General features: G+C 64.3%; 24 protein-coding genes. 13 read left to right on the forward strand and 11 right to left on the reverse strand.

What is annotated here, in order from left to right; all coding sequences use genetic code 11:
- Positions 1-19 precede the first annotated feature (19 nt).
- Entirely contained in the window at positions 20-1,189 is a 1,170-nt protein-coding gene (locus tag FIV09_RS01430; RefSeq protein ID WP_152448314.1) for a type III PLP-dependent enzyme, read from the forward strand.
- A 164-nt stretch (positions 1,190-1,353) separates the two neighbouring features.
- On the forward strand, positions 1,354-2,199 hold the full coding sequence (locus FIV09_RS01435; RefSeq protein WP_152448315.1) for a DUF1989 domain-containing protein: 846 nt from the start codon (positions 1,354-1,356) through the stop codon (positions 2,197-2,199).
- 41 nt (positions 2,200-2,240) lie between these two features.
- On the opposite strand, the gene deoD is transcribed toward FIV09_RS01435, so the two are convergent.
- From deoD to FIV09_RS01450, 3 genes are all read right to left on the reverse strand, one after another.
- Positions 2,241-2,945, reverse strand: a complete 705-nt coding sequence (deoD, locus tag FIV09_RS01440; RefSeq protein WP_152448316.1) for a purine-nucleoside phosphorylase — start codon at positions 2,943-2,945, stop codon at positions 2,241-2,243.
- Positions 2,945-3,256, reverse strand: a complete 312-nt coding sequence (locus FIV09_RS01445) for an H-NS family nucleoid-associated regulatory protein (protein WP_152448317.1) — start codon at positions 3,254-3,256, stop codon at positions 2,945-2,947. The genes deoD and FIV09_RS01445 overlap by 1 nt, the downstream gene beginning before the upstream one ends.
- Positions 3,257-3,397: 141 nt before the next feature.
- Positions 3,398-5,389 (reverse strand): protein meaA, encoded by a 1,992-nt coding sequence (locus FIV09_RS01450; protein ID WP_152448318.1) that lies wholly within the window; start codon positions 5,387-5,389, stop codon positions 3,398-3,400.
- A gap of 230 nt (positions 5,390-5,619) precedes the next feature.
- On the opposite strand from FIV09_RS01450, the gene FIV09_RS01455 reads away from it, so the two are divergent.
- The 6 genes from FIV09_RS01455 (at position 5,620) to FIV09_RS01485 (ending at position 12,547) form a co-directional block, all read left to right on the forward strand.
- A complete protein-coding gene (locus FIV09_RS01455; protein WP_371417739.1) occupies positions 5,620-6,966 on the forward strand; it encodes a 1-acyl-sn-glycerol-3-phosphate acyltransferase in 1,347 nt (448 codons plus the stop codon).
- A gap of 154 nt (positions 6,967-7,120) precedes the next feature.
- Positions 7,121-8,407, forward strand: coding sequence for a crotonyl-CoA carboxylase/reductase (gene ccrA / locus FIV09_RS01460; protein WP_152448320.1), 1,287 nt, complete (start codon positions 7,121-7,123; stop codon positions 8,405-8,407).
- A 364-nt stretch (positions 8,408-8,771) separates the two neighbouring features.
- The gene (locus FIV09_RS01470; RefSeq protein WP_371417763.1) at positions 8,772-9,494 is read left to right on the forward strand and encodes an autoinducer binding domain-containing protein; all 723 of its coding nucleotides are present in this window, start codon (positions 8,772-8,774) and stop codon (positions 9,492-9,494) included.
- A gap of 108 nt (positions 9,495-9,602) precedes the next feature.
- Positions 9,603-10,241, forward strand: coding sequence for an acyl-homoserine-lactone synthase (locus FIV09_RS01475; RefSeq protein ID WP_152452273.1), 639 nt, complete (start codon positions 9,603-9,605; stop codon positions 10,239-10,241).
- A gap of 39 nt (positions 10,242-10,280) precedes the next feature.
- Positions 10,281-11,822 carry an ATP-dependent RecD-like DNA helicase gene (locus FIV09_RS01480; RefSeq protein ID WP_152448323.1) on the forward strand — a complete coding sequence of 514 codons (1,542 nt, stop codon included), beginning with the start codon at positions 10,281-10,283 and terminating at the stop codon, positions 11,820-11,822.
- A complete protein-coding gene (locus tag FIV09_RS01485; RefSeq protein WP_152448324.1) occupies positions 11,819-12,547 on the forward strand; it encodes an SDR family oxidoreductase in 729 nt (242 codons plus the stop codon). The genes FIV09_RS01480 and FIV09_RS01485 overlap by 4 nt, the downstream gene beginning before the upstream one ends.
- 257 nt (positions 12,548-12,804) lie before the next feature.
- Here the strand turns inward: FIV09_RS01485 and FIV09_RS01490 are convergent, their stop codons facing one another.
- Positions 12,805-13,821, reverse strand: coding sequence for an NADP-dependent oxidoreductase (locus tag FIV09_RS01490; protein ID WP_152448325.1), 1,017 nt, complete (start codon positions 13,819-13,821; stop codon positions 12,805-12,807).
- A 102-nt stretch (positions 13,822-13,923) separates the two neighbouring features.
- Here FIV09_RS01490 and FIV09_RS01495 point away from each other — a divergent pair, with 102 nt between their 5' ends.
- The 5 genes from FIV09_RS01495 to FIV09_RS01515 are packed head-to-tail and all read left to right on the forward strand — an operon-like array spanning position 13,924 to position 18,646.
- Entirely contained in the window at positions 13,924-15,552 is a 1,629-nt protein-coding gene (locus FIV09_RS01495; protein WP_152448326.1) for a long-chain-fatty-acid--CoA ligase, read from the forward strand.
- Positions 15,542-15,991, forward strand: coding sequence for a MaoC family dehydratase (locus FIV09_RS01500; RefSeq protein ID WP_152448327.1), 450 nt, complete (start codon positions 15,542-15,544; stop codon positions 15,989-15,991). The genes FIV09_RS01495 and FIV09_RS01500 overlap by 11 nt, the downstream gene beginning before the upstream one ends.
- Positions 15,991-17,223: an acyl-CoA dehydrogenase family protein gene (locus tag FIV09_RS01505; protein WP_152448328.1), complete on the forward strand. Its 1,233-nt coding sequence runs from the start codon at positions 15,991-15,993 to the stop codon at positions 17,221-17,223. Before FIV09_RS01500 ends, FIV09_RS01505 begins: the two co-directional genes overlap by 1 nt.
- Positions 17,223-18,239, forward strand: a complete 1,017-nt coding sequence (locus tag FIV09_RS01510) for a phosphotransferase family protein (RefSeq protein ID WP_152448329.1) — start codon at positions 17,223-17,225, stop codon at positions 18,237-18,239. The genes FIV09_RS01505 and FIV09_RS01510 overlap by 1 nt, the downstream gene beginning before the upstream one ends.
- A gap of 2 nt (positions 18,240-18,241) precedes the next feature.
- Positions 18,242-18,646 (forward strand): PaaI family thioesterase, encoded by a 405-nt coding sequence (locus tag FIV09_RS01515; RefSeq protein ID WP_152448330.1) that lies wholly within the window; start codon positions 18,242-18,244, stop codon positions 18,644-18,646.
- A gap of 171 nt (positions 18,647-18,817) precedes the next feature.
- Here FIV09_RS01515 and FIV09_RS01520 read toward each other — a convergent pair whose 3' ends face one another.
- The 7 genes from FIV09_RS01520 to FIV09_RS01550 form a co-directional block, all read right to left on the reverse strand.
- Positions 18,818-19,753, reverse strand: coding sequence for a glyoxylate/hydroxypyruvate reductase A (locus tag FIV09_RS01520; RefSeq protein WP_152448331.1), 936 nt, complete (start codon positions 19,751-19,753; stop codon positions 18,818-18,820).
- Positions 19,754-19,757: 4 nt separating this feature from the next.
- Complete coding sequence (rodA, locus tag FIV09_RS01525) at positions 19,758-20,897, reverse strand: rod shape-determining protein RodA (protein WP_152448332.1); 1,140 nt, start codon at positions 20,895-20,897, stop codon at positions 19,758-19,760.
- The gene (mrdA, locus tag FIV09_RS01530; protein WP_152448333.1) at positions 20,894-22,837 is read right to left on the reverse strand and encodes a penicillin-binding protein 2; all 1,944 of its coding nucleotides are present in this window, start codon (positions 22,835-22,837) and stop codon (positions 20,894-20,896) included. Before mrdA ends, rodA begins: the two co-directional genes overlap by 4 nt.
- Positions 22,834-23,370 (reverse strand): rod shape-determining protein MreD, encoded by a 537-nt coding sequence (locus FIV09_RS01535; protein WP_152448334.1) that lies wholly within the window; start codon positions 23,368-23,370, stop codon positions 22,834-22,836. The genes mrdA and FIV09_RS01535 overlap by 4 nt, the downstream gene beginning before the upstream one ends.
- Positions 23,367-24,278 (reverse strand): rod shape-determining protein MreC, encoded by a 912-nt coding sequence (gene mreC, locus FIV09_RS01540; RefSeq protein ID WP_152448335.1) that lies wholly within the window; start codon positions 24,276-24,278, stop codon positions 23,367-23,369. The genes FIV09_RS01535 and mreC overlap by 4 nt, the downstream gene beginning before the upstream one ends.
- A gap of 32 nt (positions 24,279-24,310) precedes the next feature.
- Complete coding sequence (locus FIV09_RS01545) at positions 24,311-25,357, reverse strand: rod shape-determining protein (RefSeq protein WP_152448336.1); 1,047 nt, start codon at positions 25,355-25,357, stop codon at positions 24,311-24,313.
- 130 nt (positions 25,358-25,487) lie between these two features.
- Entirely contained in the window at positions 25,488-26,126 is a 639-nt protein-coding gene (locus tag FIV09_RS01550; protein WP_152448337.1) for a hypothetical protein, read from the reverse strand.
- Positions 26,127-26,163: the final 37 nt, after the last annotated feature.

The raw sequence follows: 26,163 nt of genomic DNA on the forward strand, positions 1-26,163 counted from the left end.
GGGTCTATTGGAGATGGACATGAACGCATTCGTTGCCGATTTCTCGGCTCCTTCCGCTATTGCATCCACCCGCGTCGAGCGTTTCATCGCTGAGACCGCCTTTGATCGTCCCACGCTCGTGGTCGACCGTCAGGCTGTGGCAGCCCAGTTCCGCGCCCTGCGTGCGGGCCTCGGCCGCGCCTCCATCCACTACGCGGTGAAAGCCAACCCCGCGCGCGAGATCATCGAGACCCTCGTGGCGCATGGCTCGCATTTCGATGCCGCCTCCCGCGGCGAGATCGAGCTGTGCCTGTCCCAGGGTGCCGCGCCCGAGCATGTCTCCTTTGGCAACACGATCAAGCGTGCCTCCGACATCGCCTGGGCGCACCAGGTGGGCATCACGCTCTTCTCGGTCGATGCCGAGGAAGAGATCGAGAAGGTGGCCGAGCATGCGCCCGGTGCACGCGTCTACATCCGTCTTCTGGTCGATGCGCATGAGGCCGACTGGCCGCTGTCGCGCAAGTTCGGCTGCGGACGTGACAAGGCCATCGCCCTTCTGGACCACGCGCGCGCACTGGGCCTCGACCCTGTCGGTTTCTCGTTCCACGTGGGCAGCCAGACGAAGCGTGCCGGTGCCTGGGCGCCGATCCTCGACCAGGTGAAGGCGGTCTGGGACGCGGCGCATGATGCGGGCCACGTCTTGTCGCTCCTGAATATCGGCGGTGGTTTCCCGGCATTCTACACCGATGAGGTGCAGGGGCCGACCTCCTATGCCGCCGAGGTGATGGCGCTTGTCGAAGCCCGTTTCGGTACCGAGATCGAGATCATGGCAGAGCCGGGCCGCGGCATGGTCGCCGAAGCCGGCGCCATTGCTGCCGAGGTGCTGCTCGTGTCGCGCAAATCCGATGACGACCTGCACCGCTGGGTCTACCTCGATATCGGCCGTTTCTCAGGCCTCGCGGAGACCGAGGGCGAGGCGATCCGCTACCGGTTCGTGACCGAGCGCGAGCATGAGCCCAAAGGCGCCTGCATCCTCGCCGGTCCTTCTTGCGACAGCGCCGACGTGCTTTACGAAAAGCGCCCGGTTGAGCTGCCGCTGGGCCTGAAGGCAGGCGACAAGATCGTCATCCGCTCCTGCGGTGCGTACACCTCGACCTACTCGTCGGTGAACTTCAACGGCTTCCCGCCGCTCGACGTGATCGTCATCTGAGGCGCAGCGCCATTTGATTCGCAGAGGCCGGGGATCACACCCGGCCTTTCGCGTTTCTCAGGGGCGTCTCGGCGTTTCTGGGAAGGGGCCCAAGCGCGGGGAAGGAGCCCTTGCCAAAGCGGTGGGACGGGGCGAGGTTGCGCCGAACCACTCAGGAGGCCGCCATGACACATGCCCCGAACGATGCCGATGCCCGCCGCGCTGTTCCGCCGGTGATCTGCTATCCGACGGAGACGCTGCCCGCGGTCGATCTGGGCCTGTACCAGCGCGCCTGTGCCAGCGCGCAGCGCGTGGAGACGGTCATCGTGCCGCCCCGCGATGCGGCCTGTTTCACGGTGCCTGCCGGTCATTTCTTCCGCATCGTCTCGACCGAGGGGCCGCAGGTCGGCGATCTCAACCTGTGGAACGCCGCGGATGTGTCGGAACGGTTCTATTCCGGCAAGACCCGCGCCCTGCACGGCTCGCATGTGACGACGGGCGATAGGCTCTGGTCCACCTTCCCGGCGCTCAGGCCATTGGCGACGATCGTGGAAGACAGCCTTGATTGGTACGGGATCGATGCCTTTGGCGGTGCGGTGCATGACGTGATCGGCACGCGGTGCGATCCCTATACCCACAACCTTTTGGCGGGCGGGCAGTATCATCATTGCTGCCATTCGAACCTGACCCGCGCGCTGGCCACGCATTTGGGGTTAGGCGTCGCGGAAGCCGAGCCTCATGTGCATGATGTGCTGAACGTCTTCATGTGCACCGGCTTCACGCGGGAGACGGGGCAGTATTTCATGAAGGCCTCGCCTGTGCGCCCGGGCGATGCGCTGACCTTCTTTGCGGAGATTGATCTTCTCGGCGCGTTATCGGCCTGTCCCGGGGGCGATTGCAGCAGCGAGCATTCGTCGGACGTCGCGGCCTGTTTCCCGCTCGTGGTGGAGGTGTTGCGCCCGGATGCCGCTTTGCTGGAGGGATGGGTGCCGCCTGCCGTCAATCGTTACGACGGCAGCCACGGTGTATAGGATGCGCCCCGGGGCGCATCCTGATCGTGTCAGGCATCGCGTCAGGCGAAGGCCGACTCGAGCGCAATCTCGACCATGTCGCCGAAGCTGCGTTCGCGATCTTCGGAGGGCAGCGCCTCTCCGGTCAGCAGGTGATCGCTGACGGTCAGAACGGCGAGGCCCCGGATACCGTGGCGCGCGGCGAGGTTGTAAAGCTCCGCCGCTTCCATTTCCACGGCCAGGATCCCGTGGCGGGTCATCTGCTCATTGAGATCAGGCCGCTCATCGTAGAAGACATCCGCCGAATAAATTCCGCCCACATGAACCGGGGCGTCTTTTGCCTCGGCGGCAGTGACCGCCGCGCGCAAGAGACCCCAATCGGCACATGGCGCGAAATTCAATTCGCGGAAAATACCGCGCGAAGGCGTCGACAGCGACGATGCTGTCATCGCGACAATCACATCACGGATATTCACCGAATTCTGCATCGCCCCGCAGGAGCCGATCCGGATCAGGGTCTTTGCGCCGTAATCGCGAATAAGCTCATTCGCATAGATCGAAAAGGACGGCATGCCCATTCCAGATCCCTGGATCGTCACGCGATGCCCATTCCACGTGCCGGTGAAGCCCAGCATTCCGCGGACGTCATTGATGAGTTTCGGGGATTTCAGGAAGGTTTCCGCTGCCCAGCGCGCCCGATAGGGATCGCCGGGCATGAGAACCGTTTCGGCAATAGCGCCGGGATCGGCGCCGATATGGATCGACATCAGAGTGCGAGATCGTCCAGCGATTTTCCGGACTTCAGGGCGTCATTCACCCAGCCCGGCTTTCGGCCACGGCCCGTCCATGTTTGCGACGGATCCGCGGGATTGGCGTATTTCGGAACACCCTTTACGCCCTTCGACGGTGTGCCGCCAACAAGATCATCCAGGGAGAAGCCGTATTCCTTTGCAGCCTGATCGGCGGCACGTTTGGCTTCTGCTTTGCGACGGGCATCGACAGATTTCAGCGCCTTGTCGACGTCTTTTTTAAGTGTTTCGAGCTCTTCTTTCGAGAGGCTTTCGAGATCAATATTCATTCGTGTTCTCCATTATCTCTCTTTTGCTATTCACCAAAATAGCAAACTCGGCAAGAGGATGTTTGTATCAATTGGAAAACAAGTAGAACTTCGCCTACCCTATGGTAGGCGAAGCGAGCGACTTTATCGCCTCAGGTTGTATTATTCGGCTGCTACAGCCTCCGGATCGGCCAGTTGGACGATATCCATCATAATTGAATTCAACACGAAATCCTTCGGCGTGTAGACCCGTGCGACTCCCATGGCGCGCAGGCGCTTGGCATCTTCTTCGGGAATGATGCCGCCGACAATCAGCGGAATATTCCCGAGACCCGCGGCTTTCATCCGGTGCAGCGTATCCTCCACCAGCGGCAAATGAGAGCCGGACAGGATCGACAGACCAATCACATGCATGTCGCCATTCGCTGCGGCAGAAACGATTTCCTCAGGCGTCAGTCGAATGCCTTCGTAGTCGATCTCCATACCGCAATCCCGGGCGCGGAACGCGATCTGCTCGGCGCCGTTGGAATGGCCATCGAGGCCGGGTTTTCCGATCAGGAATTTCAGCCGCCGTCCGAGCTTGGCCGAGACGGCATCGACCGCCTCGCGGATATCCTCGAGGCCCTCGGTCTGGTTCGAGATGGATTTCGACACACCGGTGGGGCCGCGATATTCGCCGAAGGCCGCGCGCATCTCGGCAGCCCATTCCCCGGTGGTCACGCCTGCTTTCGCAGCCTCGATGGAGGCGGGCATCACGTTTCGTCCCTCACGCGCCGCGGCACGCAGATCCGACAACGCGCGCTCCACCGCTTCCGCATCCCGCTCCGCGCGCCACGCGGCGAGCCGGGAAACCTGATCGGCCTCGACCGCCGGATCGACGACCATGATGCCGCCATCTTCGCCCAGAAGGGGGGAGGGCTCGCTCTCGGTCCAGCGGTTCACGCCGACCACGACGGTCTCGCCGCGTTCGACCTTGCCGACCCGTGCCGCGTTGCTTTCGACAAGGCGCGCCTTCATGTAATCGATTGCGTCAATCGCACCGCCCATGCCGTCAAGCGTGGACAGTTCGGCCCGTGCGCCTTCCTTCAGCGCCGCGACCTTGCGCTCCACCGCCGGGTTCTCATCGAAGAGGTCGTCATATTCCAGAAGGTCGGTCTCGTAGGCCATGATCTGCTGCATGCGCATGGACCATTGCTGATCCCATGGGCGCGGCAGGCCGAGCGCCTCGTTCCAGGCGGGCAGCTGCACCGCACGGGCGCGGGCGTTCTTGGACAGAGTGACAGCCAGCATCTCGATCAGGATGCGGTAGACGTTGTTTTCGGGCTGCTGTTCCGTCAGGCCCAGCGAGTTCACCTGCACGCCGTAGCGGAAGCGGCGGTACTTGGCGTCCTCGATGCCGTAGCGCTCCGCCAGGATTTCGTCCCAGAGGTCCACGAAGGCGCGCATCTTGCACATCTCGGTCACGAAGCGGATGCCCGCATTCACGAAGAACGAGATGCGCCCCGCAAGCATCGGGAAATCCTGGGCCGGAACGCGCGGTTTCAGCTCGTCGAGCACCGCAATCGCGGTGGCCAGCGCATAGGCCAGCTCCTGTTCGGGCGTGGCACCAGCCTCCTGCAGATGGTAGGAACACACGTTCATCGGGTTCCACTTCGGGATATGCTTGTAGCAATATTCAGCCACATCCCCGATCATCTTCAGCGATGGCTTGGGCGGGCAGATATAGGTGCCGCGGGACAGGTATTCCTTGATCAGGTCGTTCTGCACGGTGCCCTGCAGCTTCGAGATATCCGCGCCCTGTTCCTCCGCGACGGCGATATAGAGCGACAACAGCCAGGGCGCAGTAGCGTTGATCGTCATCGACGTGTTCATCTGCTCGAGCGGGATCTGGTCGAACAAAGTGCGCATATCGCCCAGATGGCAGACCGGTACACCCACCTTGCCCACTTCGCCCCGCGCCAGGATATGATCGCTGTCATACCCCGTCTGGGTCGGCAGATCGAAGGCCACCGACAGGCCCGTCTGCCCCTTGGCGAGGTTCCCGCGATAAAGCGCGTTCGACGCCTGCGCGGTGGAATGCCCCGCATAGGTCCGGATCAGCCACGGCTTGTCTTTCTGCGGCTCCGTCTGGGGCGGGGTTCGGGTCTCGGTCATCGCATTCCTCGCGGGATGAATCGGGTAAGCAATAATATTTCGCACGGACAGCCATATTGGAAACTTTATGGCCATGTCAATTCGCTGCATCGCGGCGTCGGGCGGTTTGTTTATAACCGGGCACAGGCCCTTGCGTAAGCCGGATTGGCGCCAGGGCACGGTGGGGCCGCCTGGGATTGCCTAAAGCGTGACCGCGCGTCATCCTTCGGCCCATGACGACGCAAGTCTCCTTGCCGGTTTGGCTTTTCATCCTGATCATGCTTTTCGCGACAGTGACGTTCGCGTCGCATTTCCTGTTTCCGTCGGTGCGGTGGTTCTTCCGGCGCCGTGCGGAACGGATCGTGGCTCGGCTGAACGAACGGCTGGAGCGCCCCATCCAGCCGTTCAAGCTCGCGCGGCGCTACGACCTGATTCAGCGCCTGATCTACGATCCGGAGGTGACCGAAGCCGTCGTCGCCCATGCCCGGGAGAACAACCTGCGCGAGGACGTGGCCTTCGAGAAGGCCCGCGATTACGCGCGCGAAATTGTCCCGGCCTTCTCGGCCTCTGCCTATTTCGGCTTTGCGATCCGGGCCGCGCGGTGGCTGTCGAACGCGCTCTACCGCGTCGACGTGAAGGATCTCGACGAGGCCGCGCTGGTCGGCATCGACCGCGACGCGACGGTGATTTTCGTGATCAACCATCGCTCGAACATGGATTACGTCCTCGTGACATATCTCGCCGCGCGCCGGTCAGCCCTGTCCTACGCGGTGGGGGAATGGGCGCGGCTCTGGCCGTTATCGGGACTGATCCGCGCGATGGGAGCGTATTTCATCCGGCGCAAATCGCGCAACGCGCTCTATCGCAAGGTGCTTGAGAAATACATCCAGATGGCGACGCGCGGCGGGGTGGCGCAGGCGATCTTCCCCGAAGGCGGGCTGAGCCTCGATGGCGGCCTGAAATCGCCCAAGGTCGGCCTGATCAAGTACATCGCCGAAGGCGCGGATCTTGAGGCTCGCGACGTGGTCTTCGTCCCGGTCGCGGTGAATTACGACCGCGTCCTCGAGGATACGATCCTGATCGATGCCGACCGGCGCGGCGAGCGTCGGTTCCGCGCCGGGGTGCTGTCGGCCTTCTGGCAGGCCATCGCACTGTTCTGGCGGCGCGCGACGGGGCGCTTTCACAGTTTCGGTTATACGGCCGCGCGCTTTGGCACGCCGTTGTCCTTGCGCGCCAACCCGGAACTCGCCGGAACGCCCGAGGCGTTGGGCGGCCTAATTTTGGATCGGATCGCGTCGGCCGTGCCGATCCTGCCGGTGCCGCTTCTGGCCTATCTGCTCGAGGCCGAAGGGGCGATGGATCGCGACGCGCTGACGGCGCGCTTTGCCGCGATCGACCATGCCACGCCTGAACCGCTGGTCATGCCCGAGGGGGGGCACGCGCATGGTGTGGCCTTCGCCGCCAATCGCCTGATCAAGCGTGGGCTCGTCACCGACGAGGACGGTGTGCTGACCCCGACCGAATCCGGCCAGCCGATCCTGCGCTACTACGCGAACTCGATCCGTCATCTTGTTCCGGATTTTGCAGGCGCAGCATAACTTTCTGCAACTGCTCGGTCATAAAATTTCAAATTTACCCGCAAACATTATTGAAATGTTGCGTAAGCAGCGATATTCCAGCGTGCAGGACGATTCCGCTGCCGCAGTGCGGCGTGATTGCACGAAGAGACAGCACGCAGGACAGGAGGCAGTCATGGCTCTCGACACCCAGACCGGCATCGCGGAATACGATGCACCCGAAAAGGATCTCTACGAGATTGGCGAAATCCCTCCGATGGGGTTCGTGCCGAAACAGATGTACGCGTGGACCATCCGGCGTGAGCGCCACGGCGATCCCGACAAGTCCTTCAAGGTCGAAGTCGTCGACGTGCCGAAGCTCGACAGCCACGAAGTGCTGGTTCTCGTGATGGCCGCGGGCGTCAACTATAACGGCGTCTGGGCGGGCAAGGGCGTGCCGATTTCGCCCTTCGACGTGCATGGTGCCGAGTTCCACATCGCGGGCTCCGACGCGTCGGGCATCGTCTGGGCCGTGGGCGACAAGGTCAAAAGCTGGAAAGTCGGCGACGAGGTCGTGATACACTGCAACCAAGACGATGGCGACGACGAGGAATGCAACGGCGGCGATCCCATGTTCTCGCCCACCCAGCGGATCTGGGGCTACGAGACGCCGGACGGCTCCTTCGCGCAGTTCACCAACGTGCAGGCCCAGCAGCTCATGCCGCGCCCGAAGCACCTGACCTGGGAAGAAAGCGCCTGCTACACGCTGACGCTGGCCACCGCCTACCGGATGCTCTTCGGTCATCACCCGCATGAGCTGAAGCCCGGTCAGAACGTTCTGGTCTGGGGCGCGTCGGGCGGTCTGGGCTCCTACGCGATTCAGCTGGCCAACACCGCAGGCGCAAATGCCATCGCGGTCATCTCGGACGAGGACAAGCGCGATTTCGTCATGTCGCTCGGGGCCAAGGGCGTCATCAACCGCAAGGACTTCAAGTGCTGGGGTCAGCTGCCCACGGTGAACAGCCCCGAATACAACGAATGGCTGAAAGAGGCCCGCAAGTTCGGCAAGGCGATCTGGGACATCACCGGCAAGGGCGTGAATGTCGACATGGTCTTCGAACATCCCGGTGAGGCGACCTTCCCGGTCTCCACGCTCGTGGTGAAGAAGGGCGGCATGGTGGTGATCTGCGCAGGCACCACCGGCTTCAACACCACGTTCGACGTGCGCTACATGTGGATGCACCAGAAGCGTCTGCAGGGAAGCCACTTCGCCCATCTCAAGCAGGCCGCGTCGGCCAACAAGCTGATGATGGAGCGGCGCCTCGATCCCTGCATGTCCGAGGTCTTCCCGTGGTCCGAGATTCCGGACGCGCACATGAAGATGATGCGGAACGAGCATAAGCCCGGCAACATGTCCGTGCTGGTCCAGTCGCCCAAGACCGGGCTGCGTACGCTGGAAGACGCGCTGGCTGCCAAAGGTTAAGCTTTCTTACGATTCCGAGGCGTTTGGGCCCGCATCCTGACACACCGGATGCGGGCCTTCGCATGCCCGGAGGGCGGGGCACCCATGATTATGGGCGTTTGCACTGCGTGGCCTCGCTATTTCGGAGGAGGTGGAATTCGTGAATTTCCAGAAGAAACAGTTCTTGCTAAGGTTGCGTTAACCAATCGTTAACTATTTGGAGTTGAGCATTCTATGCAACATGACTGGATAATAGACGTACTCTCGGACCTGACACGATTTGCAAATGCAAACGCGCTCGACCTTTTGGCTGCTCAACTGGACGAGGCGCAAATGATCGCCCATGCCGAGATCGCGTCCCATGAAAGGGGAGTGGGCGGTGGGAATCGCGTTGCCGAGTTCAGGGCTGGACGGACAGCTGGCGCGGCTTGAAGCCGCGATTTCGCAGGATGACCTGCAACCGCTGATCGAGAATTTGCGGGACCATTACCGCGTCGATCACATCGTCTATCATTGGGTCGCTGCCGACGGGGAGCAATTCGGCTGCGGGACATATGATCCGGCCTGGGTCACCCGGTATCTCGACAAAGGATATCTGCGCGTCGATCCCGTGATCATCGGCTGCTTTCAACGCTTTCACCCGGTGGATTGGAAACGTCTCGATTGGTCCTCGAAATCCGCGCGTGCGTTTCTCCGCGACGCGATGGATCACGGGCTGGGCAATCAGGGTTTCTCTGTCCCGATCCGGGGACCGAACGGCCAATTCGCCCTTTTTACACTGAACCATTCCTGTGACGACGACGTGTGGGAAAGCTTCACGGAAAGTCACCGGCGCGAACTCATCCTGATCGCGCATTACTTCAATCAGAAAGCGCTGGAATTCCAGCCGGGACGCGGGCCGAAACCAGCAACGACGCTGTCGCCCCGCGAAGTGGATGCGATGACGCTGATCGCGGTGGGATATTCGCGCGCGCAGGTCGCCGATACGCTGTCGATCTCGGAATCCACGCTGCGGGTCTATATCGAAAGCGCGCGTTTCAAACTCGGCGCGCTGAATACCACGCATGCGGTCGCGCAGGCCTTGCAACGCGGCCTGATCGTTGTGTGATCGGAGGCTGCGGGGCGCAGTAAAGATCCGCGCAACGTGCGCTGCGATTAACCACTTTTAAGGCACGGTGCGCGAGGCTTTTTCCATCAAGATGGAAAGGGCCACATGATGATCCGCTACCTTTATGCTTCCGAACTTTCCCGTTTCCCGCGTCTTGCGCAAAGCATGTTCCGCGATCGCGCCGACCAGTTCCGCACCCGTCTCGGATGGGAGGTCAGCGTCGACGATGCGGGCGAGGAACGGGATGCATATGACGCGATGAACCCGCTCTATGTGATCTGGGAACGCGCCGATGGCACCCATGGCGGGTCCATGCGGCTGATGCCGACCACGGGCGATACCATGGTCAATGATCATTTCGGCCATCTGACCGAGGGCGTGCGCATCGAAAGCCCGCTGATCTGGGAATGCACCCGCTTCTGTCTTGCGCGGAATACCGATCCCGGCGCGGCGGCGGCGCTGATGCTGGCAGGCGGCGAGGTCATGCAGGGCTTCGGGGTGGAGCATTACGTGGGTGTCTTCGATGCGCGCATGGTCCGCATCTACAATCGCATCGGTGCCGCCCCGGAGGTGCTTGGAAGCGAAGGCGAGGGGCGGGCGCGCATCTCGGTCGGGCTTTGGTCCTTCACGCCGGAAGCGCGGGCGCGCGTCGCGGCCTCGGCGGGTATCGATCCCGCGCAATCCCGCGCCTGGTTCGACGCCGCGTTCGGAAAGTCCGACATCCGCATCGCTGCCGTCGCGGCCTGACCTCTGGCGGAGGCTTTGGCGGGCCTGTAGGGTCCGCGCATGAGCTTGCCCGCACTGACATTTTCCGACGACCAGGCCCAGGCCTATGACCGCGTAGCAGAAATGCTCAAAGAGGCGGGCGTGGACCTTGAGGATGGCCTCTGCCTGCCCGCGAAAGAGGGCAGAAGCCGCGTCATGGCGCTGCTGGGCAAGGCGGGATCGGGCAAGACGATGCTTCTGGCGGAACTGGCCCGGGCGCTGGGGGATGCGGGCGTTGAGACGGTCTCGGGCGATTACGAAAGCCGTCGTCGCAAGGAGCGCCGCACGCTGGCGATCCTCGCCCCCACCAACAAGGCCGCGAGCGTTCTGCGCAATCGCGGCGTGCCCGCCACGACCATCCACCGCATTCTCTACACGCCGGTCTATGATCCGGAATACGAGAAGATCGCGGAATGGCTGATGGGCAACGGCGAAAAGCCCGAGATCGAAGCGCTGAGCGATGACGCGCTCGACCGGGCGTTCGCCTCCTATCAGGGCCATAAATCCGTGCCCGCAGCGCTGGCTGCCGCGGGCCTGCGCGGATCGGATTTCATCACCGGCTGGAAGCGCCGCGAGGAGCCGCTCGATATCGGCTTCGTCGATGAGGCCTCGATGCTCGATGCACGGCAATTCGAGGACCTCCAGGAGATCTTTCCCAACCTTCTGCTCTTCGGCGATCCCGCACAGCTCGCGCCGGTGAACCAATCGGGCGCGATGGTCTTCGATGGCCTCAAGGACAGCCAGAAGATGGAGCTCGCGCGCGTGCACCGTCAGGAGGCCGACAACCCTATCCTCGATCTTGCCCATGCCCTGTCCGATCCGCAGCTGAGCTTTCAGGATTTCGAGCAGATGATCGAGGAGAAGGCCCGGCAGGATGACCGCGTCGTCTGGGCGCAGCGGGTCGAGGTCGACCTGATGGCGCGCTCGCCGGTTCTGGTCTGGCGGAACGCGACGCGAATCCGGCTGATCAACGCCTTCCGCTCGGTCTATGGCGCGCCCGAGACCGAGCTTCTGGAAGGCGAGCCGCTTATTTGCGACGGGATCGAATTGCCGCTCAAGCACCGCAAGAAGCGCCTCGACCTCGAGGCGCGGGGCCTCATCAAGGGGGCGCAGGTGGTCTATCTCGGCCCGGGCAAGAAGCCCGGGTTTTCGCGCCTGCACGTCATGGGCGCGCCGGAGCCGCGCATCTCGGCGGCGTCCATCGTGAAGATCGAGAAGCCGGACGAGGAAGAGCCGTTCATTCCCTTTGCCGCGCGGATGGGCGCCACGTTCCTCCATGGCGCGGCGGTCACCATTCACAAGGCGCAAGGGTCGCAATGGGACGCGGTGCAGGTCTTCGCGCCGGATCTCTACGTCGCGGCGAAGATGGGCCGATCGGAGGCGGGCCAGCCCCTCTGGAAGCGGCTGGCTTACGTCGCAATCACCCGCGCGCAGGACCGGTTGCTCTGGGTGGTGCGCAACCGGCTGGCCAAGCCTGCATCGCCGCTCAGCGTGGATGATCTGCGGCGCGCCCCGGCGGCCCCGCTGGAATTGAGTGCCGAGGTCGAAGGAGAAGAGACGTGAAAAGCATCCTGATCACCGGCGCCTCCTCGGGCATCGGCGCGGCCGTGGCCCGCGATTTCCTGGAGGCAGGCTGGCAGGTGGGCCTGCTGGCGCGGCGCGAGGCGGCCTTGCGTGCGGTGGCGGACGGGCATGAGCGCGCAATCGTATTACCTGCGGATGTCGCGGATCCCGAGGCGGTGGAGGCGGCGTTCGAGACCTTCGTGGCGCGCACCGGACGTCTGGACGTGCTTTTCAACAACGCGGGTCTCTTCGGCCCTGCGGCCCTCATCGACGAGATCTCCGTCGCCGATTGGACGGAGGTTCTTGGTGTCAACCTGACGGGCATGTACCTTTGCGCCCGAGCGGCGTTCGCGCGGATGCGGGCGCAGGCGCCGCAAGGGGGGCGGATCATCAACAACGGCTCGATCTCGGCCCATGTGCCGCGCGAGAACTCCGTGTGCTACACAACGACCAAACACGCCATCACCGGGCTGACCAAGAGCCTCAGCCTCGATGGGCGGGCATTCGACATCGCCTGCGGGCAGATCGATATCGGCAACGCCCACACCGAGCTTCTGGATGGCATCATCGAGACCAACCGTGCCCGTGGCATCCCGGAGCCCCCGGTGATGGATGTCGGTGAGGCAGTTCGCGCCGTGCGGCTGATGGCGGATATGCCGCCCGAGGCCAATGTCCAGTTCATGACGGTGATGGCGACGAAAATGCCCTATATCGGGCGCGGCTGATCCCAGCCGCGGCGCGGGCTTGAGCCGGGTTTTCGCGTTTTCGGGAAAGGTGAAGCCTGAAGGGCAGCACGTGCATCTGCCGGGCTGCGCGTAGGCGGTGGCGGCAGGGATCGATGCGGCAAACAGCCGGAGCTAGTCGCGCAGGGGAAGGCGTCGCATTGGGTTCAAGGCGGGGCGGATGCCGCCCGCGCGCATGAAGCGGTCCTGCCGCGTTGACCTGGCAGGACCGCGCTGAATGCTGGCGGGGGCGTGCCGCCTCAGATCCGGACGACCTGCTTGCCGGTATTGCCACCCTTGAGCATCGCCATGAAAGCGGCGGGGGCGTTTTCCAGCCCTTCGGCCACATCTTCGAGATGGGTGATCTCACCCGAGCTCACCTTCGGTCCGACCTCCTTGAGGAAGTCCGGGTAGTGATCCCAGTGATCGAAGATGATGAACCCGTTCACCGACAGCCGTTTCACCAGGATCGACCGCCAGGCCATGGGCAGGTTGTCGATCTCGCTATCGACGCCGCCATACCACGCCACGGCACCGCAGAGCGGGATGCGGCCATGGGTGTTCATGAGCGGCAGAACGGCCTCAAGGAGCTTGCCGCCGACATTCTCCCAATAGATGTCGACGCCGTCCGGTGCGGCCTCGGCGATTGCGGCGCGCAAGGCGCGGGCGTCGTCATGGGCGCGGTGATCGATGGCGGCGTCGAAGCCGAATGTCTCCGTCGCGATGCGACACTTCTCGGGGCCGCCCGCAATGGCCACCGTGCGCAGACCTGCAAGGCGCGCGAGCTGCCCGACCATCGCGCCGACAGGGCCGGTCGCGGCCCCCACGACGAGCGTCTCGCCCGCTTTGGGCCGTCCATATTCGTGAAGGCCGCGCCAGCCCGTGAAGCCCGGCATGCCCAGAACGCCCAGCACCGCCGAGGGCGGCGTGCCGGGATCGAGCTTGCGGCATTCGGCACCCGGGAGGACCGCATGGTCGGCCCATCCGGTCATGCCGGTGACGGTATCGCCCTCGGCGAAACCCTCCGCCTTCGAGGCGATTACCCGGCCCACACCCTGGCCCGTCATGGTGCCGCCGATGGCGACCGGCTCGGCATAGCTTTTGGCGTCATCCATGCGCCCGCGCATGTAGGGATCGAGCGACAGCCACTCGGTGCGGATCAGGATCTCGCCCTGGGCGAGGTCCGGCAGGGGCTCCGTCTTGAGCGCGAAATCCTCGGGCTGGGGGCTGCCTTCCGGGCGGCGGGCAAGGGCAATGCGGCGGTAGGTATCGGACATTCTTGCGACTTTCGGATCGAGGGTGGGTTTGCGGTTGCGGAGGACGCGCCTCCTCCGTCACACTGATGGACACGATACGCGCATACGGCAAGGGAGGGCCAGATGCACGGCATGATGATGAACGAACCGCTCTCGATCATCGAGATATTGCGCTATGCGGCAGGCGCCCATCCCGCGGCGGGGATCGTATCCGTGCGCACCGAAGGGGACATTCACCGCGAAACCTATGCCGAGGCTTACGCGCGCGCGGGCCAGCTGGCACATGGTCTGGCGAAGCTTGGCATTGGTGCGGGCGACCGGGTCGCGACACTCGCCTGGAACGGCTACCGGCATTTCGAGCTTTATTACGCCGTCTCGGGCATGGGGGCGGTGTGTCACACGATCAATCCGCGCCTCTCGGCCGAGCAGATGCTCTACATCATCGGCCATGCCGAAGACCGGGTACTGTGCTTCGATGTGACCTTCACGCCGATCCTCGAGGGGCTGGCCGAGCATCTGCCGAAGGATCTGATCCTCGTGGCAATGACCGACCGGGCGCATATGCCCGAAAGCGCGCTCGATCTGTTGTGTTTCGAAGAGCTGCTGGAGGACCAGCCGACCGAGTTCGACTGGCCGCGCCTGCCCGAAGAAAGCGCTGCTGCGCTGTGCTATACCTCCGGCACGACGGGCAATCCCAAGGGCGCGCTCTATTCCCATCGCTCGACAGTGTTGCACGCGATGACCGTGGCGATCGGCCTGTCGAAATCGCTGACCGAGGGCGCGCGTGTCCTGCCGGTCGTGCCGCTCTTTCACGTCAATGCCTGGGGTCTGCCCTATGCCGCGCCGCTTTCGGGGGCATCCCTGATCATGCCCGGCGGCAAGCTCGATGGTGCGTCGCTGTTCGACCTGATGGAGGCCGAGAGCGTCACCTCGGCCTGGGGGGTGCCCACGGTCTGGCAAGGCCTGCGGGCCGAGATCGACAAGCGCGGGCGCAACCCAAATGGCTTCGCGCAGGTGGTGGTTGGCGGCTCGGCTGCACCCCGCTCGATGATCGAAGGGTTCGAGAAGTCCGGCGTCGAGGTCTGCCATGCCTGGGGCATGACCGAGATGAGCCCCGTGGGCACGCACGGGCTCTTGTCCGCCGAGATGAAGGAGCTGCCCTGGGACGCGCAGATGGCGCTCAAGGCCAAGCAGGGCCGACGCCTCTTCGGGGTGGAGTTGAAGATCGTGGACGAGACGGGCCAGCGCCTGCCACATGACGGAAAGGCGACGGGCGAGCTTTACGTGCGCGGAAATACTGTCGTGTCGGGCTATTTCAACAACGCTGAGGCGTCGGAGAAGGCCATCGATGCGGAGGGATGGTTCGGCACGGGCGATGTCGCCTCCATCGACACGCAGGGCTTCCTGACGATCCAGGACCGTACGAAGGACCTGATCAAGTCGGGCGGTGAGTGGATTTCATCGATCGACCTTGAAAACATCGTCATGGCCCACCCCAATGTCGCAAGCTGCGCGGTGATCGCGGTGCCGCATCCGAAATGGGACGAGCGTCCGCTCCTGATCGTGGTGCCCGAGGGCGACGCGCCGGAGCTGTCCGAGCTGCACGACATGATGCTGGAGCATGTGGCGAAGTGGCAATTGCCGGATGCCATGGTCTGCGTCGAGGCGTTGCCGCTGACGGCGACGGGCAAGGTGTCGAAGCTGACGCTGCGCCAGAAATTCAGCGATTACGTCCTGCCCGATGCTGTCTGAGGAATTGCGCACCGGCGCGCCGAAGCCCTCGCGCTGGTACGAGATCACGGCAGACCGGGTGCGGGCCTTCGCCGATGCGACCGAGGATTGGCAGGGTATCCATCTCGGCGACGCGGCGGCGCGCGCGGCAGGCTTCGACGGGCCGGTGGCGCATGGCTACCTCGTCCTGTCGATGCTGTCGGCCATGGTCTACGACGTCATGCCGGACGATCTGCCGCCGGGCGCCATCTCGGTGAATTACGGCTTCGATCGCGTGCGCTTCATCGCGCCAACTGCCGTGGGCAGCCGCGTCCGTGGTCTGTTCCAGATCGCCGAGATGCAGGAGCGCGATAGCGGCGTCCTGTTGCGCTGGGACGTGACCGTGGAACGGGACGGCGAAGAGAAACCCGCGCTGGCCGCGGATTGGCTGACGCTTGTCAGCTGGAAGGAGGAAAGCTGATGGATCTTGGCATCACCGAGAAGGTCCGCCCGCTCATCGCGGCCGTGCGCCAGATGGTCGAAGAGGAGATCGCGCCGCTCGACGCGGAATTTCATGCCGAGGTGGGCAAGCATCCCGAGGGCCGGTTTCATCACACGGCCCGCCAGCTCGAGATCCTCGACGGTCTGAAGGCCAAGGCGCGGAAGCGGGGGCTCTGGAACTTCTGGCTGACGGACAGCGATCGCGGCTACGGCCTGACCACCGTAGAATACGCCTACCTTGCCGAGGAGATGGGCAAGGTGCCGATCGCTGCCGAGGTCTTCAACTGCAACGCCCCTGATACCGGCAACATGGAAGTGCTGGAACGCTACGGCGAAGACTGGATGAAGGAGCGTTGGCTGGGCCGTCTTCTGGATGGCGAGATCCGTTCGGCCTACGTGATGACGGAACCGGATATCGCCTCCTCCGACGCCGCACAGCTTGCGTTTGAGGCGCGGCGAGACGGTGACGACTTCGTGCTGAACGGCGAAAAGTGGTGGATCTCGGGGGCGGGCGATCCGCGCTGCGGGCTTTATATCCTGATGGCCTGCACCGATCCGGAGGCGCCCAAGCACCAGCGCCACACCATGTTTGTCATGGACCCGGACCTCCCGGGGATCGAGGTGCTGCGCCCGATGAAGGTCTTCGGGGCGGATGACGCGCCGCACGGGCACATGCATCTGCGCTTCACCGATGTGCGGGTGCCTGCGAAGAATGTCGTGCTGGGCGAGGCCCGCGGCTTCGAGGTGGCGCAGGGCCGCCTCGGACCGGGCCGCATCCATCATTGCATGCGCGCCATCGGGCAGGCCGAGAAGGCGCTGGAGATGATGTGCCGTCGCGGGCTTGCGCGCGAGGCTTTCGGCAAGCCGCTGGTCGAGCTCGGAGCAAATTACGACATCATCGCCAATGCGCGGATGGAGATCGAGATGGCGCGGCTTCTCTGCCTCAAGGCGGCCTGGATGATGGACAGCGCAGGCGTGCGCGCGGCGCAGCCCTGGATCTCCAAGATCAAGGTCGTGGCGCCCCTGATGGCCGGGAAGGTCGTCGACGAGGCGATGCAGCTCCACGGTGCGGAGGGAATCAGCCAGGACACCGATCTTGCGCATATGTGGACCCATATCCGCACGCTGCGTTTCGCTGATGGCCCTGATGCGGTGCACCGCCGTCAGGTCGCGCGGGCGGAGCTGAAGAAGTACACGCAGCGGGGCACCTGATGGCCGAGCTGGACATCACACGGGTCGGGCGCTGGATGGCGGCCAATGTGCCGGGCTATTCGGGCCCGCTCAGTGCCACGAAATTCGACGTGGGGCAGTCAAACCCGACCTACCGGCTGAATGCGGGATCGGGATCTTACGTGCTGCGCCGGAAACCGCCCGGGACGCTTCTGAAATCCGCTCATGCGGTGGATCGCGAGTTTCGCGTTCAGAAGGCGCTTTTTGCCACCGATGTTCCGGTGCCGAAGGTGATCGCGCTCTGCGAGGACGAGGATGTCATCGGCTCGATGTTCTATGTCATGACCCATGTCACGGGGCGCAATATCGACGATCCGTCCATGCCCGATCTGGTGCCGGGCGAACGCGGCGACCTCATCGCCGAGATGGCCCGCGTTCTGGCCGCGATCCATGACGTCGATATCGACGCGGTGGGGCTGTCGGATTTCGGCCCGCCGGGGAATTACTACGAACGCCAGCTCGGGCGCTGGACCAAGCAATACCGCGCCTCCGAGACCGAGCCCTTGCCCGACATGGACCGGCTGATCGACCGGCTTGGCGCGGAGATGCCCGATGATGACGGGCAGCGCACGCTCGTGCACGGCGATTACCGCATCGACAACATGCTATTCGATACCGAGCGGCCGACCTGCACCGCGGTGCTCGATTGGGAGCTGTCCACGCTGGGTCATCCCCTGGCGGACCTGGCCGGGGTCATCATGCAATGGCAGATGCCGCCCGGGGCCGAAGGCCGCGGTCTCGCGGGGCTTGATCGCGCCGCGCTGGGCCTGCCCTCGGATGAGGAGTTCGTGGCGATGTATTGCGCCCATCGCGGCATCGCCCCACCTGCGCGGTTCGGTTATTACGTGGCCTTCGCCTTCTTCCGCATGGCCGCGATCCTGCAGGGCGTGAAGAAGCGCGCGCTGGACGGCAATGCCTCGAACCCCGAAGCGGGTTTGCGTCTGGGCGCCTATGTGCCACGCTTTGCGGCGCTTGGCCTCGATTGGCTGGAGCGCTGAGCATGGCGGAGGATTTTCCCGAAGATCCCTATCCGTTCCAGCAGCATCTGGGCATGGAGCGGACGGCCTGGTCGGCGGATTACGCGCGGATCGAACTGCCGCTTGCGGAATATCTGGGGAACCGGCAGGGCCTGCCGCATGGCGGTGTGCATGCCACGCTTCTCGACACGGCGATGGGCTATGCGGGCACCTGGACCGGCGATGCAGATCGTCCGCAGATGGCGCTGACCCTGTCGCTGAACGTGCAGTACCTGTCCCGCCCTGAAGGCACGCGTCTGATCGCAGAGGGTTGGCGCACGGGTGGTGGCAAAAGCACCTTTTTTGCTGAAGGTGTGATCCGCGATGACGAGGGTGCGGTGATCGCGAAGGGATCGGGCGTGTTTCGCTACCGCAAAGAGCGCGCTTGAACGATCCGCGCGCTTGAGCACGCGGATCGGCTGGGGGCTCTGCCCCGTCGCCATTGTCTCTCGGACCAATGGCGCGACAAAGGCGACCCCCGGAGGTATTTTTGGTCCGAACGTGACAGGGCGCGGCGCGTTGAATGCGCGTGGGACGTGCGGATGAGAGGGACGGTCCGCTCAGTATCCGGCTTTGCGATCAACGAGATGCAGCAGGGGCTCGCCTGCCTCGCCGCGGCGGATATTCTCGGCGATGACGCGGGCGGCGCTGTCGGTCCGGGTCTCGGAGGCAATATGCGGCGTCACGGTCACGCGCGGATGCGTCCAATAGGGATCGTCCTGGGGCAGCGGCTCGGTGCGGAACACATCGAGCGTCGCGTGACCGATCTGGCCGGTATCGAGCGCGGACAGAAGGGCCGCATCGTCGATAAGCGGCCCACGGCCCGGGTTGATGATCACTCCGCCGCGCTTGATCAGCGACAGGCTGTGCGCCGACATCACGTTCTCCGTCGCGGGGGTGTCGGGCAGCAGAAGCACGACGATATCGGCGCCGCTCAAAGCGGCCTCAAGCCCGTCCTGACCGGAATAGCAGGTGACGCCGTCCAGCCGTTTGCCGGACCGGCTCCAGCCACGCAGCTCGAAGCCCAGGTGGACCAGCATCTCCGCGCAGGCCGTGCCTAGAGTGCCGAGGCCCAGGATCGTCACGACCCGTTCGCGGGCGAGCGGAGGCGCCTGTTCGATCCAGTCATGATCGGGGTTCACGATATGCGCATCCATCCCGAGATGATGCCGCAGCACGTGCCCCGTGACCCATTCGACCATGCCCTGTGTCAGCCCGTCCTCGTCCACCATCCGGGCGAGCGGTTGCGTCAGGGTCGGGTTCTTCACGATCCCTTCGACCCCGGCCCAGAGGTTCAGGATCGCCTTGGTGCGCGTGAAGGGCGTGAAGTCCTGCAGGGTGCTGTTCGGGGCGTAGATGATGTAATCGACCTCCTCGGCGGGCAGGTCGGTGGACAAGGTGGCTGCAACCCCCGCGTCCTTCAGCGCCTTGCGCAGCGGAGCCTCGTAGCTGGCCCAGGCAGCCTCGCGCGCGGCAAAAAGAACATTCACGGACATGGTGTTACCTCGGGCGGTGGATATGCGCCGACTGAACTAACCCGAAGGCGATCATCAGGACAAGCATCGCCGAGCCGCCGTAACTCACCAGCGGGAGCGGCACGCCCACGACGGGTGCGAGGCCCATCACCATCGACATGTTCACCGCGAAGAACAGGAAGAACGTGAGGCCGACGCCGAGTATCAGCAGCGATGAGAACCGGTCCTTGTTCTGCAGGGCCGAGACGATGCAGAAGATCAGGATCAGCACGTAGAGCACCAGAAGCGATACGCCGCCCACGAAGCCGAATTCCTCGGCCAGCGTGTTGAAGATAAAGTCGGTGTGCTTCTCGGGCAGGAAGTTCAGCCGCGACTGCGTGCCCTGCATGAAACCACGACCGGTCCAGCCGCCCGAGCCCATGGCGATCTTCGCCTGCGTGATGTGGTAGCCCGCCCCCAACGGGTCGGTCGAGGGGTCGAGAAAGGTGTCGATCCGGCGGAACTGGTAATCCTTCAGCAGCTGCCAGTCGGTGCCGCGGCTCTTGAAGACAGCCGAGACGCCCGCGGCCCCAGCAGCGATGACGATGCCGAAATAGGCCCAGTGCACGCCCGCGAGGAACATCATCAGCCCGCCGCCGGTCAGAAGCAGGATCGCAGTGCCGAGATCGGGCTGCGTCAGCACCAGGAAGGTGGGCAGAAGGATCAGGACGATGGGCAGGATCACGAAGATCGGGTTCGACACGCGCCGGAGCGGCAGCCAGTCGTAATAGGCCGCAAGCGCCATCACGAGGGCGATCTTCATCACTTCGGACGGCTGCAGCCGCATGAAGCCCAGATCGATCCAGCGCTGCGCGCCCATGCCGGTCGAGCCCACGAACTCCACCGCGACCAGAAGGCCCAGGGCGGCGAGGTAGATCACGAAGGCCATGTTGCGCCAGAACCAGATCGGCACCAACGCGACCACGAACATCGCCACGAGCCCCAGCACGTAGCGCTTCATCTGCGGCTCAGCCCAGGGCTGCAACGTGCCGCCCGCCACCGAGTAGAGCATCAGGAAGCCCACGCCCGCCACGGCGGTCAGCAGCACGACCACCGGCCAGTTGAGATAGAGGATCTTGCGCCAGCCCGAAGGGACGGTCTTGACCGAATATTCGAGGTAACTCATGCGCGGCTCCGTCCGTCGCGCATCCGGTCCTGACGCTCCTCGGCGAGGCGCTCCTGCTGCTCGCGGATCCGTTCGCGATCCTTGGTCGGATAGGCTTCGAGCGGCGGGTCACCCTTGAAGAGCGCCTGAAGCGTGACGTCGCGCGCGATCGGGGCTGCCGCGGTCGAGCCGCCGCCGCCATGTTCCACCACAACGGCCACCGCAATCTGCGGCTGGTCATAGGGCGCGAAGTTCACGAACAACGCGTGGTCGCGCCGCTTCCAGGGCAGGTCCTCGTTGCGGGTCACGCCGCGTGCGCGTTCGGCGGCGGTGATGTTGCGCACCTGGCTGGTACCGGTCTTGCCCGCCATGCGCATCGCGTCGTCGATGATGCGGGATCGGTAGCCCGTGCCGCGGCGGTTGTTCGAAACGGAATACATCGCGCGGCGCAGCTGCAGCAGATGGTTTTCGTTGAAGCCCATGGGTTCGCCGGGATCGCGGGCCGTCTCGACCCCGTCCACCGACTTCACCAGCCGCGGCTTGAGCGCCCGGCCCGTCGCCAGCCGCGCCGTCATCACCGCCTGTTGCAGCGGAGAGGACAGAACGAAGCCCTGGCCGATGGAGGAATTGACCGTATCGCCGATCACCCAGCTCGCGTTGCGGTTGCGCAGCTTCCACTGCTTGTCCGGGATCAGCCCCTCGGTCACGGCGGACATCGGGATGTCATGCACCTCGCCAAGGCCCAGGCGGCGTGCGGTTTCGGCGATCTTCTCGATGCCCACCTTGAGCGCGAGGTCGTAGTAATAGACGTCGCAGCTTTCGCGCAGGGATTCCTCGAGGTTCATGTGCCCGTGGCCCACGCGCTTCCAGCAATGGAACCGGCGACCCCCGACGGCGAGATGGCCGGGGCACCAGACGGTCTCCGAAGGGGAGACGACGCCCGCATCCATCGCCGCTAATGCCGTGACCATCTTGAAGGTGGAGCCGGGCGGATAGGCATCCTGCACTGTCTTCGAGGCGAGCGGGCGGCGCTCGTTCTCGCGGTAGACGCCATAATCGGAGACCGAAATCCCCCGCACGAACTTGTTCGGATCGTAGGAGGGGGCAGAGGCGATGGCCAGAAGGTCGCCATGTTCGAGATCCATGACCACGACGCTCGCGCTTTCCTCGCCGAGGCGGGCCTGCACGTAGTTCTGCAATTCGCTGTCGACGGTCAGCTGCACGTCCGAGCCCGCCTCGCCCTCGCGGCGGTCGAGTTCGCGCATGACACGGCCCACTGCGTTGACCTCGACCCGCTTGGCGCCCGCGCGCCCGCGCAGACTCTCTTCGTAATTGCGCTCCACGCCGACCTTGCCGATCTGGAAGCGTGGGATGCGGAGCACCGGCTCGGGGTCCTCATAGCGCGCAAGGTCGCGCTCGGAGACCGGACCGACATAGCCCACCACATGCGCGAAGGTCTCCCGGTCGGGATAGACGCGGGAAAGGCCCACTTCGGGCGAGACGCCGGGCAGGGCAGGGGCGTTGACGGCGATGCGGCTGACCGCTTCCCAGCTTACGCGATCGGCCACTGTCACGGGCAGGAAAGGCGCCGAACGGGCCATCTCGGCCCGCGCGCGTTCGATATCGTCGGGGTCGAGATCGACCAGGGCGGCAAGGCGCGCCATGACCGCATCCACATCCTCGGCATCCTCGCGGACCATGGTGATCCGGTAGGCCGGTTCATTGGCGGCAATGATGCGCCCGTTGCGATCGAAGATCTGCCCGCGTGAGGGCGGGATGAGCCGCAGGTTGATGCGGTTTTCCTCGGCCAGGAGGCGGAACTCGTCGGCCTGGTCCACCTGCATGTGCCGCATGCGCAGGCCCAGAAGACCCACGAAGCCCAGCTGCAAACCGCCAAGGATCATGCCCCGGCGCGAGACGCGGGCATAGCTTTCCGAGGCTTCCTTCGTTGTGCGTTTCATGCGCCCAATCCCAATCGGTCACTGTCTCTCGGCGACGATCGCGCGATCCCGAGCAGCCGCGAGATCCCAACGACGACCGGGTAGAACAGGATGGAGGCCAGCGCCGACGAGATCGCCAGCACCCAGCCTACAGGCTCGATGATAAGCAAGACCTTGGTCAATTGGTAGATCAGCGTCATCACACCGAGGCTGACCGCGACACTCAGCCACTCCATCATGAAATTCGTCTCGCGCTGGCGCCGTTCGCCGGATTTGAGGCTTTCGGCGAAAACGACCGTCAGCGCGGCCCATAATCCCGGCGGCCGCTGGAAGATGAAATCGGCCAGCAGCGCCACCAGCGCGATCATCCAGGCGGGCACATAATCGGGGCGTCGCAGCGCCCAGGCGAAGATCAGCAGCGTGATGATATCGGGCCCGGCCAGCCGGGGTGGCAGGTGGTGCAGCGGCAGGAGGTGGAAGAAGACCACGATCACGGCAAGTCCGATCAGGACGAACCGCATCAGCCACATTTTCAGGATCGCGCCGTCGATCATTGCGTGACCTCGGCCGGGTCCTCCGGCGTTTCCGCCTCGACCACGGGATTTGCCGGGGCGATCAGGGCGGAGGGTTGCGTCACGCGCCGCGCGCCGTGATCGCGCAGCACACGCAGAAATTCCAGCCGCTCGTAATCGGCGGCGAGCCGCACGCGCAGCCGCCCGCCCGGATCTTCCGCGACCTGACCGATCAGCAGGCCGGGCGGGAAGACCTCACCGTCGCCCGAGGTCACGATCCGGTCGCCGGGGCGGACCAGATCGGGGTTTTCCAGAAAGTCGATGGGCGGCGCCGAGGTGTTGTCGCCCGTGATCAGCGCGCGTTGGCCCGAAGGCTGGATGACGGCGGGAATGCGACTCGTGGCATCGGTCAGCAGGATCACGCGGGAGGTGTTCGCGCCCACGCCCGAGATCCGGCCCACGAGACCGATCCCGTCAATCGTGGCCCAGCCATCCACGATCCCGTCGCGGGAGCCCACATTGATGAGCACGGTCTGACGAAAGGGCGATCCGGCGTCCGCCAGCACGACCCCGGTGATGTAGGTAAGCTTGGGATCGAGTTGCACGTTGTTCAGGTCGCGCAGCCGGGCGTTTTCCTGTTCGAGCTGCAGCGCCGCCTCTTTCCAGGCGGTCATCTGGCGCAACTCGCGGCGCAATTCCTGGTTCTGCTCGTAGATCTGCTGATAGCTGCGGAAGTCGCCCGCGAGGTCCACGACGGCGGTGACGGGCGCCATGGCCCAGGAAAAGCTCGGTACGATATTGTCGATGACCTGCGCGCGGAACCGCTCCACACGAGGGCTGTCGATACGCCAGAGCAGGAAGATCGCAATCAGACACAGCACCAGCATCGCCAGAAGCAAACGCTTCAGCGGGCCGGTATAGTCGTCGCTTCCAGCGCGGTCTCGGGCCATGTGTGCACCCCTCTCGTCAGAGGGTCATCGGATCAGCTGTCGTAGTCAATCGCGTGACGCAGCTGCTTTTCATACTCAAGCGCCTTGCCGGTGCCGAGGGCGACGCAATTGAGGCTCTCATCGGCGATGGAGACGGCAAGACCCGTCTGCTCGCGCAGGGCAAGGTCCAGATCGCCCAGAAGCGCGCCGCCACCGGTCAGCATCACACCGCGATCGACGATGTCGGCGGCCAGATCCGGCGGGGTTGCCTCAAGCGCGGTCATCACTGCCTCGCAGATCGCCTGCACCGGTTCGGAGAGCGCTTCAGCGACCTGCGCCTGGCTGATCTCGGTCTCTTTCGGGACGCCGTTCAACAAATCGCGACCCCGGATCTGTAGCGAGGTGCCGCGTCCGTCATCGGGCATCCGGGCGGTGCCGATGGTGGTCTTGATCCGCTCGGCGGTCGATTCGCCGATCAGCAGGTTCTGCTGGCGGCGCAGGTAGTTGATGATCGCCTCGTCCATCCGGTCGCCGCCCACGCGTACCGAGCGCGCATAGACGATGTCACCCAAGGACAGAACCGCGACCTCGGTGGTGCCGCCGCCGATATCGACGACCATGTTGCCAGTCGGATCGGTGATCGGCATGCCGGCGCCGATGGCCGCCGCGATGGGTTCCGCGATCAGGCCCGCCTTGCGAGCACCTGCGGAGAGCACGGAGGTGCGGATCGCGCGCTTCTCCACGGGTGTCGCGCCATGGGGCACGCAGACGATGATCTTCGGCTTGGAGAACATCGACCGACGATGCACCTTGCGGATGAAGTGCTTGATCATGGCCTCGGCCGTGTCGAAATCCGCGATCACGCCTTCGCGCATCGGGCGGATCGCCTCGATCGAGCCCGGGGTCCGGCCGAGCATCAGCTTGGCGTCCTCGCCCACGGCCAGCACCTTCTTGACGCCGTCCTTGACGTGATAGGCCACCACGGACGGCTCCGACAGGATCACGCCCCGACCTTTGACGTAGACCAGCGTGTTCGCGGTCCCGAGGTCGATGGCCATGTCCGCCGAGAAGGCGCCCAACAGCTTGTCCAAACCAAACATGAATGCGTTCCCCTAAAGCGACATCGACCCGCGACTCCCCGCGGGATCGAGCGTCGCCCTTATAGGAGCGTCCCCGGGCAGGTGAAAGGGTGCGCATCACGGGAATCAGCGTGATTTTGCCGTCTGCCGCTCAACGCGGCCATTCGGTGGGCACACGCTCCTTCACGCGGGCGAGCTTCAGCAGCTCCTTGTAATTGTGGATGCGGTGATCCTCGCCGGGATCGGCCTCGGCGGGCGTCAGCCAGTAATGGCTGCCCACGACACGGAACCCAAGGAAGGACGGCGGCACGTGGCAGACCGCGTCATCGATGCGGCAGATGTTCAGCACCCACCCTTCGCCGGGCATGCGCTGGCGAGACCGGCAGGTCTTGGGCGAGGCGAAGGCGACGGAGGGCACGCCCAGAGAGGCGCCCACGATCTGCGCCGAAGCCGCCCCCAGCGAGTGCCCGACGATACATTTGGGCCGAAGCCCCTTGGCGAAGGTGTAGACGATCTGCGCATGTTCCAGAAACCCGCCATGCCAGAGCGTGCCGCTGTCTCCCGGCACCACCTCGAAGCCATGGCCTGGTACGTCCACATTGCCGAAACGCAGGTTGAAATCGAACCAGTCGGAAAACTCGTTCGTGCCCGGAATGACAAGCGTTCCATCCTTGAGGAAATGCGCCTGCACGCCGCGAATGTCGATGGAGGTCTGCACCCGGTCGCCCAGATCGCCCGAATAGGCGTCGCGAATGAGATCGGCTGCGTCGAGAATCTTGATCCCGGCCATAATATGTCTCCTGAAATCGGATCGTCTTGAAATATTC

This window comes from Roseivivax sp. THAF197b, from assembly GCF_009363255.1.
Taxonomy (GTDB): Bacteria; Pseudomonadota; Alphaproteobacteria; order Rhodobacterales; family Rhodobacteraceae; genus Roseivivax.

What these genes read in the sequence shown, in the direction of transcription:
- FIV09_RS01510 (WP_152448329.1), top strand. Translation starts at nt 17,223, where the DNA reads ATGGCCGAGCTGGACATCACACGGGTCGGGCGCTGGATGGCGGCCAAT.
- FIV09_RS01445 (WP_152448317.1), bottom strand. Translation starts at nt 3,256, where the DNA reads ATGAATATTGATCTCGAAAGCCTCTCGAAAGAAGAGCTCGAAACACTT.
- FIV09_RS01535 (WP_152448334.1), bottom strand. Translation starts at nt 23,370, where the DNA reads ATGATCGACGGCGCGATCCTGAAAATGTGGCTGATGCGGTTCGTCCTG.
- ccrA (WP_152448320.1), top strand. Translation starts at nt 7,121, where the DNA reads ATGGCTCTCGACACCCAGACCGGCATCGCGGAATACGATGCACCCGAA.
- FIV09_RS01450 (WP_152448318.1), bottom strand. Translation starts at nt 5,389, where the DNA reads ATGACCGAGACCCGAACCCCGCCCCAGACGGAGCCGCAGAAAGACAAG.
- deoD (WP_152448316.1), bottom strand. Translation starts at nt 2,945, where the DNA reads ATGTCGATCCATATCGGCGCCGATCCCGGCGCTATTGCCGAAACGGTT.
- FIV09_RS01475 (WP_152452273.1), top strand. Translation starts at nt 9,603, where the DNA reads ATGATCCGCTACCTTTATGCTTCCGAACTTTCCCGTTTCCCGCGTCTT.
- FIV09_RS01550 (WP_152448337.1), bottom strand. Translation starts at nt 26,126, where the DNA reads ATGGCCGGGATCAAGATTCTCGACGCAGCCGATCTCATTCGCGACGCC.
- FIV09_RS01480 (WP_152448323.1), top strand. Translation starts at nt 10,281, where the DNA reads ATGAGCTTGCCCGCACTGACATTTTCCGACGACCAGGCCCAGGCCTAT.
- FIV09_RS01430 (WP_152448314.1), top strand. Translation starts at nt 20, where the DNA reads ATGAACGCATTCGTTGCCGATTTCTCGGCTCCTTCCGCTATTGCATCC.
- FIV09_RS01505 (WP_152448328.1), top strand. Translation starts at nt 15,991, where the DNA reads ATGGATCTTGGCATCACCGAGAAGGTCCGCCCGCTCATCGCGGCCGTG.
- FIV09_RS01515 (WP_152448330.1), top strand. Translation starts at nt 18,242, where the DNA reads ATGGCGGAGGATTTTCCCGAAGATCCCTATCCGTTCCAGCAGCATCTG.
- FIV09_RS01495 (WP_152448326.1), top strand. Translation starts at nt 13,924, where the DNA reads ATGCACGGCATGATGATGAACGAACCGCTCTCGATCATCGAGATATTG.
- mreC (WP_152448335.1), bottom strand. Translation starts at nt 24,278, where the DNA reads ATGGCCCGAGACCGCGCTGGAAGCGACGACTATACCGGCCCGCTGAAG.
- rodA (WP_152448332.1), bottom strand. Translation starts at nt 20,897, where the DNA reads ATGAGTTACCTCGAATATTCGGTCAAGACCGTCCCTTCGGGCTGGCGC.
- mrdA (WP_152448333.1), bottom strand. Translation starts at nt 22,837, where the DNA reads ATGAAACGCACAACGAAGGAAGCCTCGGAAAGCTATGCCCGCGTCTCG.
- FIV09_RS01490 (WP_152448325.1), bottom strand. Translation starts at nt 13,821, where the DNA reads ATGTCCGATACCTACCGCCGCATTGCCCTTGCCCGCCGCCCGGAAGGC.
- FIV09_RS01545 (WP_152448336.1), bottom strand. Translation starts at nt 25,357, where the DNA reads ATGTTTGGTTTGGACAAGCTGTTGGGCGCCTTCTCGGCGGACATGGCC.
- FIV09_RS01520 (WP_152448331.1), bottom strand. Translation starts at nt 19,753, where the DNA reads ATGTCCGTGAATGTTCTTTTTGCCGCGCGCGAGGCTGCCTGGGCCAGC.
- FIV09_RS01435 (WP_152448315.1), top strand. Translation starts at nt 1,354, where the DNA reads ATGACACATGCCCCGAACGATGCCGATGCCCGCCGCGCTGTTCCGCCG.
- FIV09_RS01500 (WP_152448327.1), top strand. Translation starts at nt 15,542, where the DNA reads ATGCTGTCTGAGGAATTGCGCACCGGCGCGCCGAAGCCCTCGCGCTGG.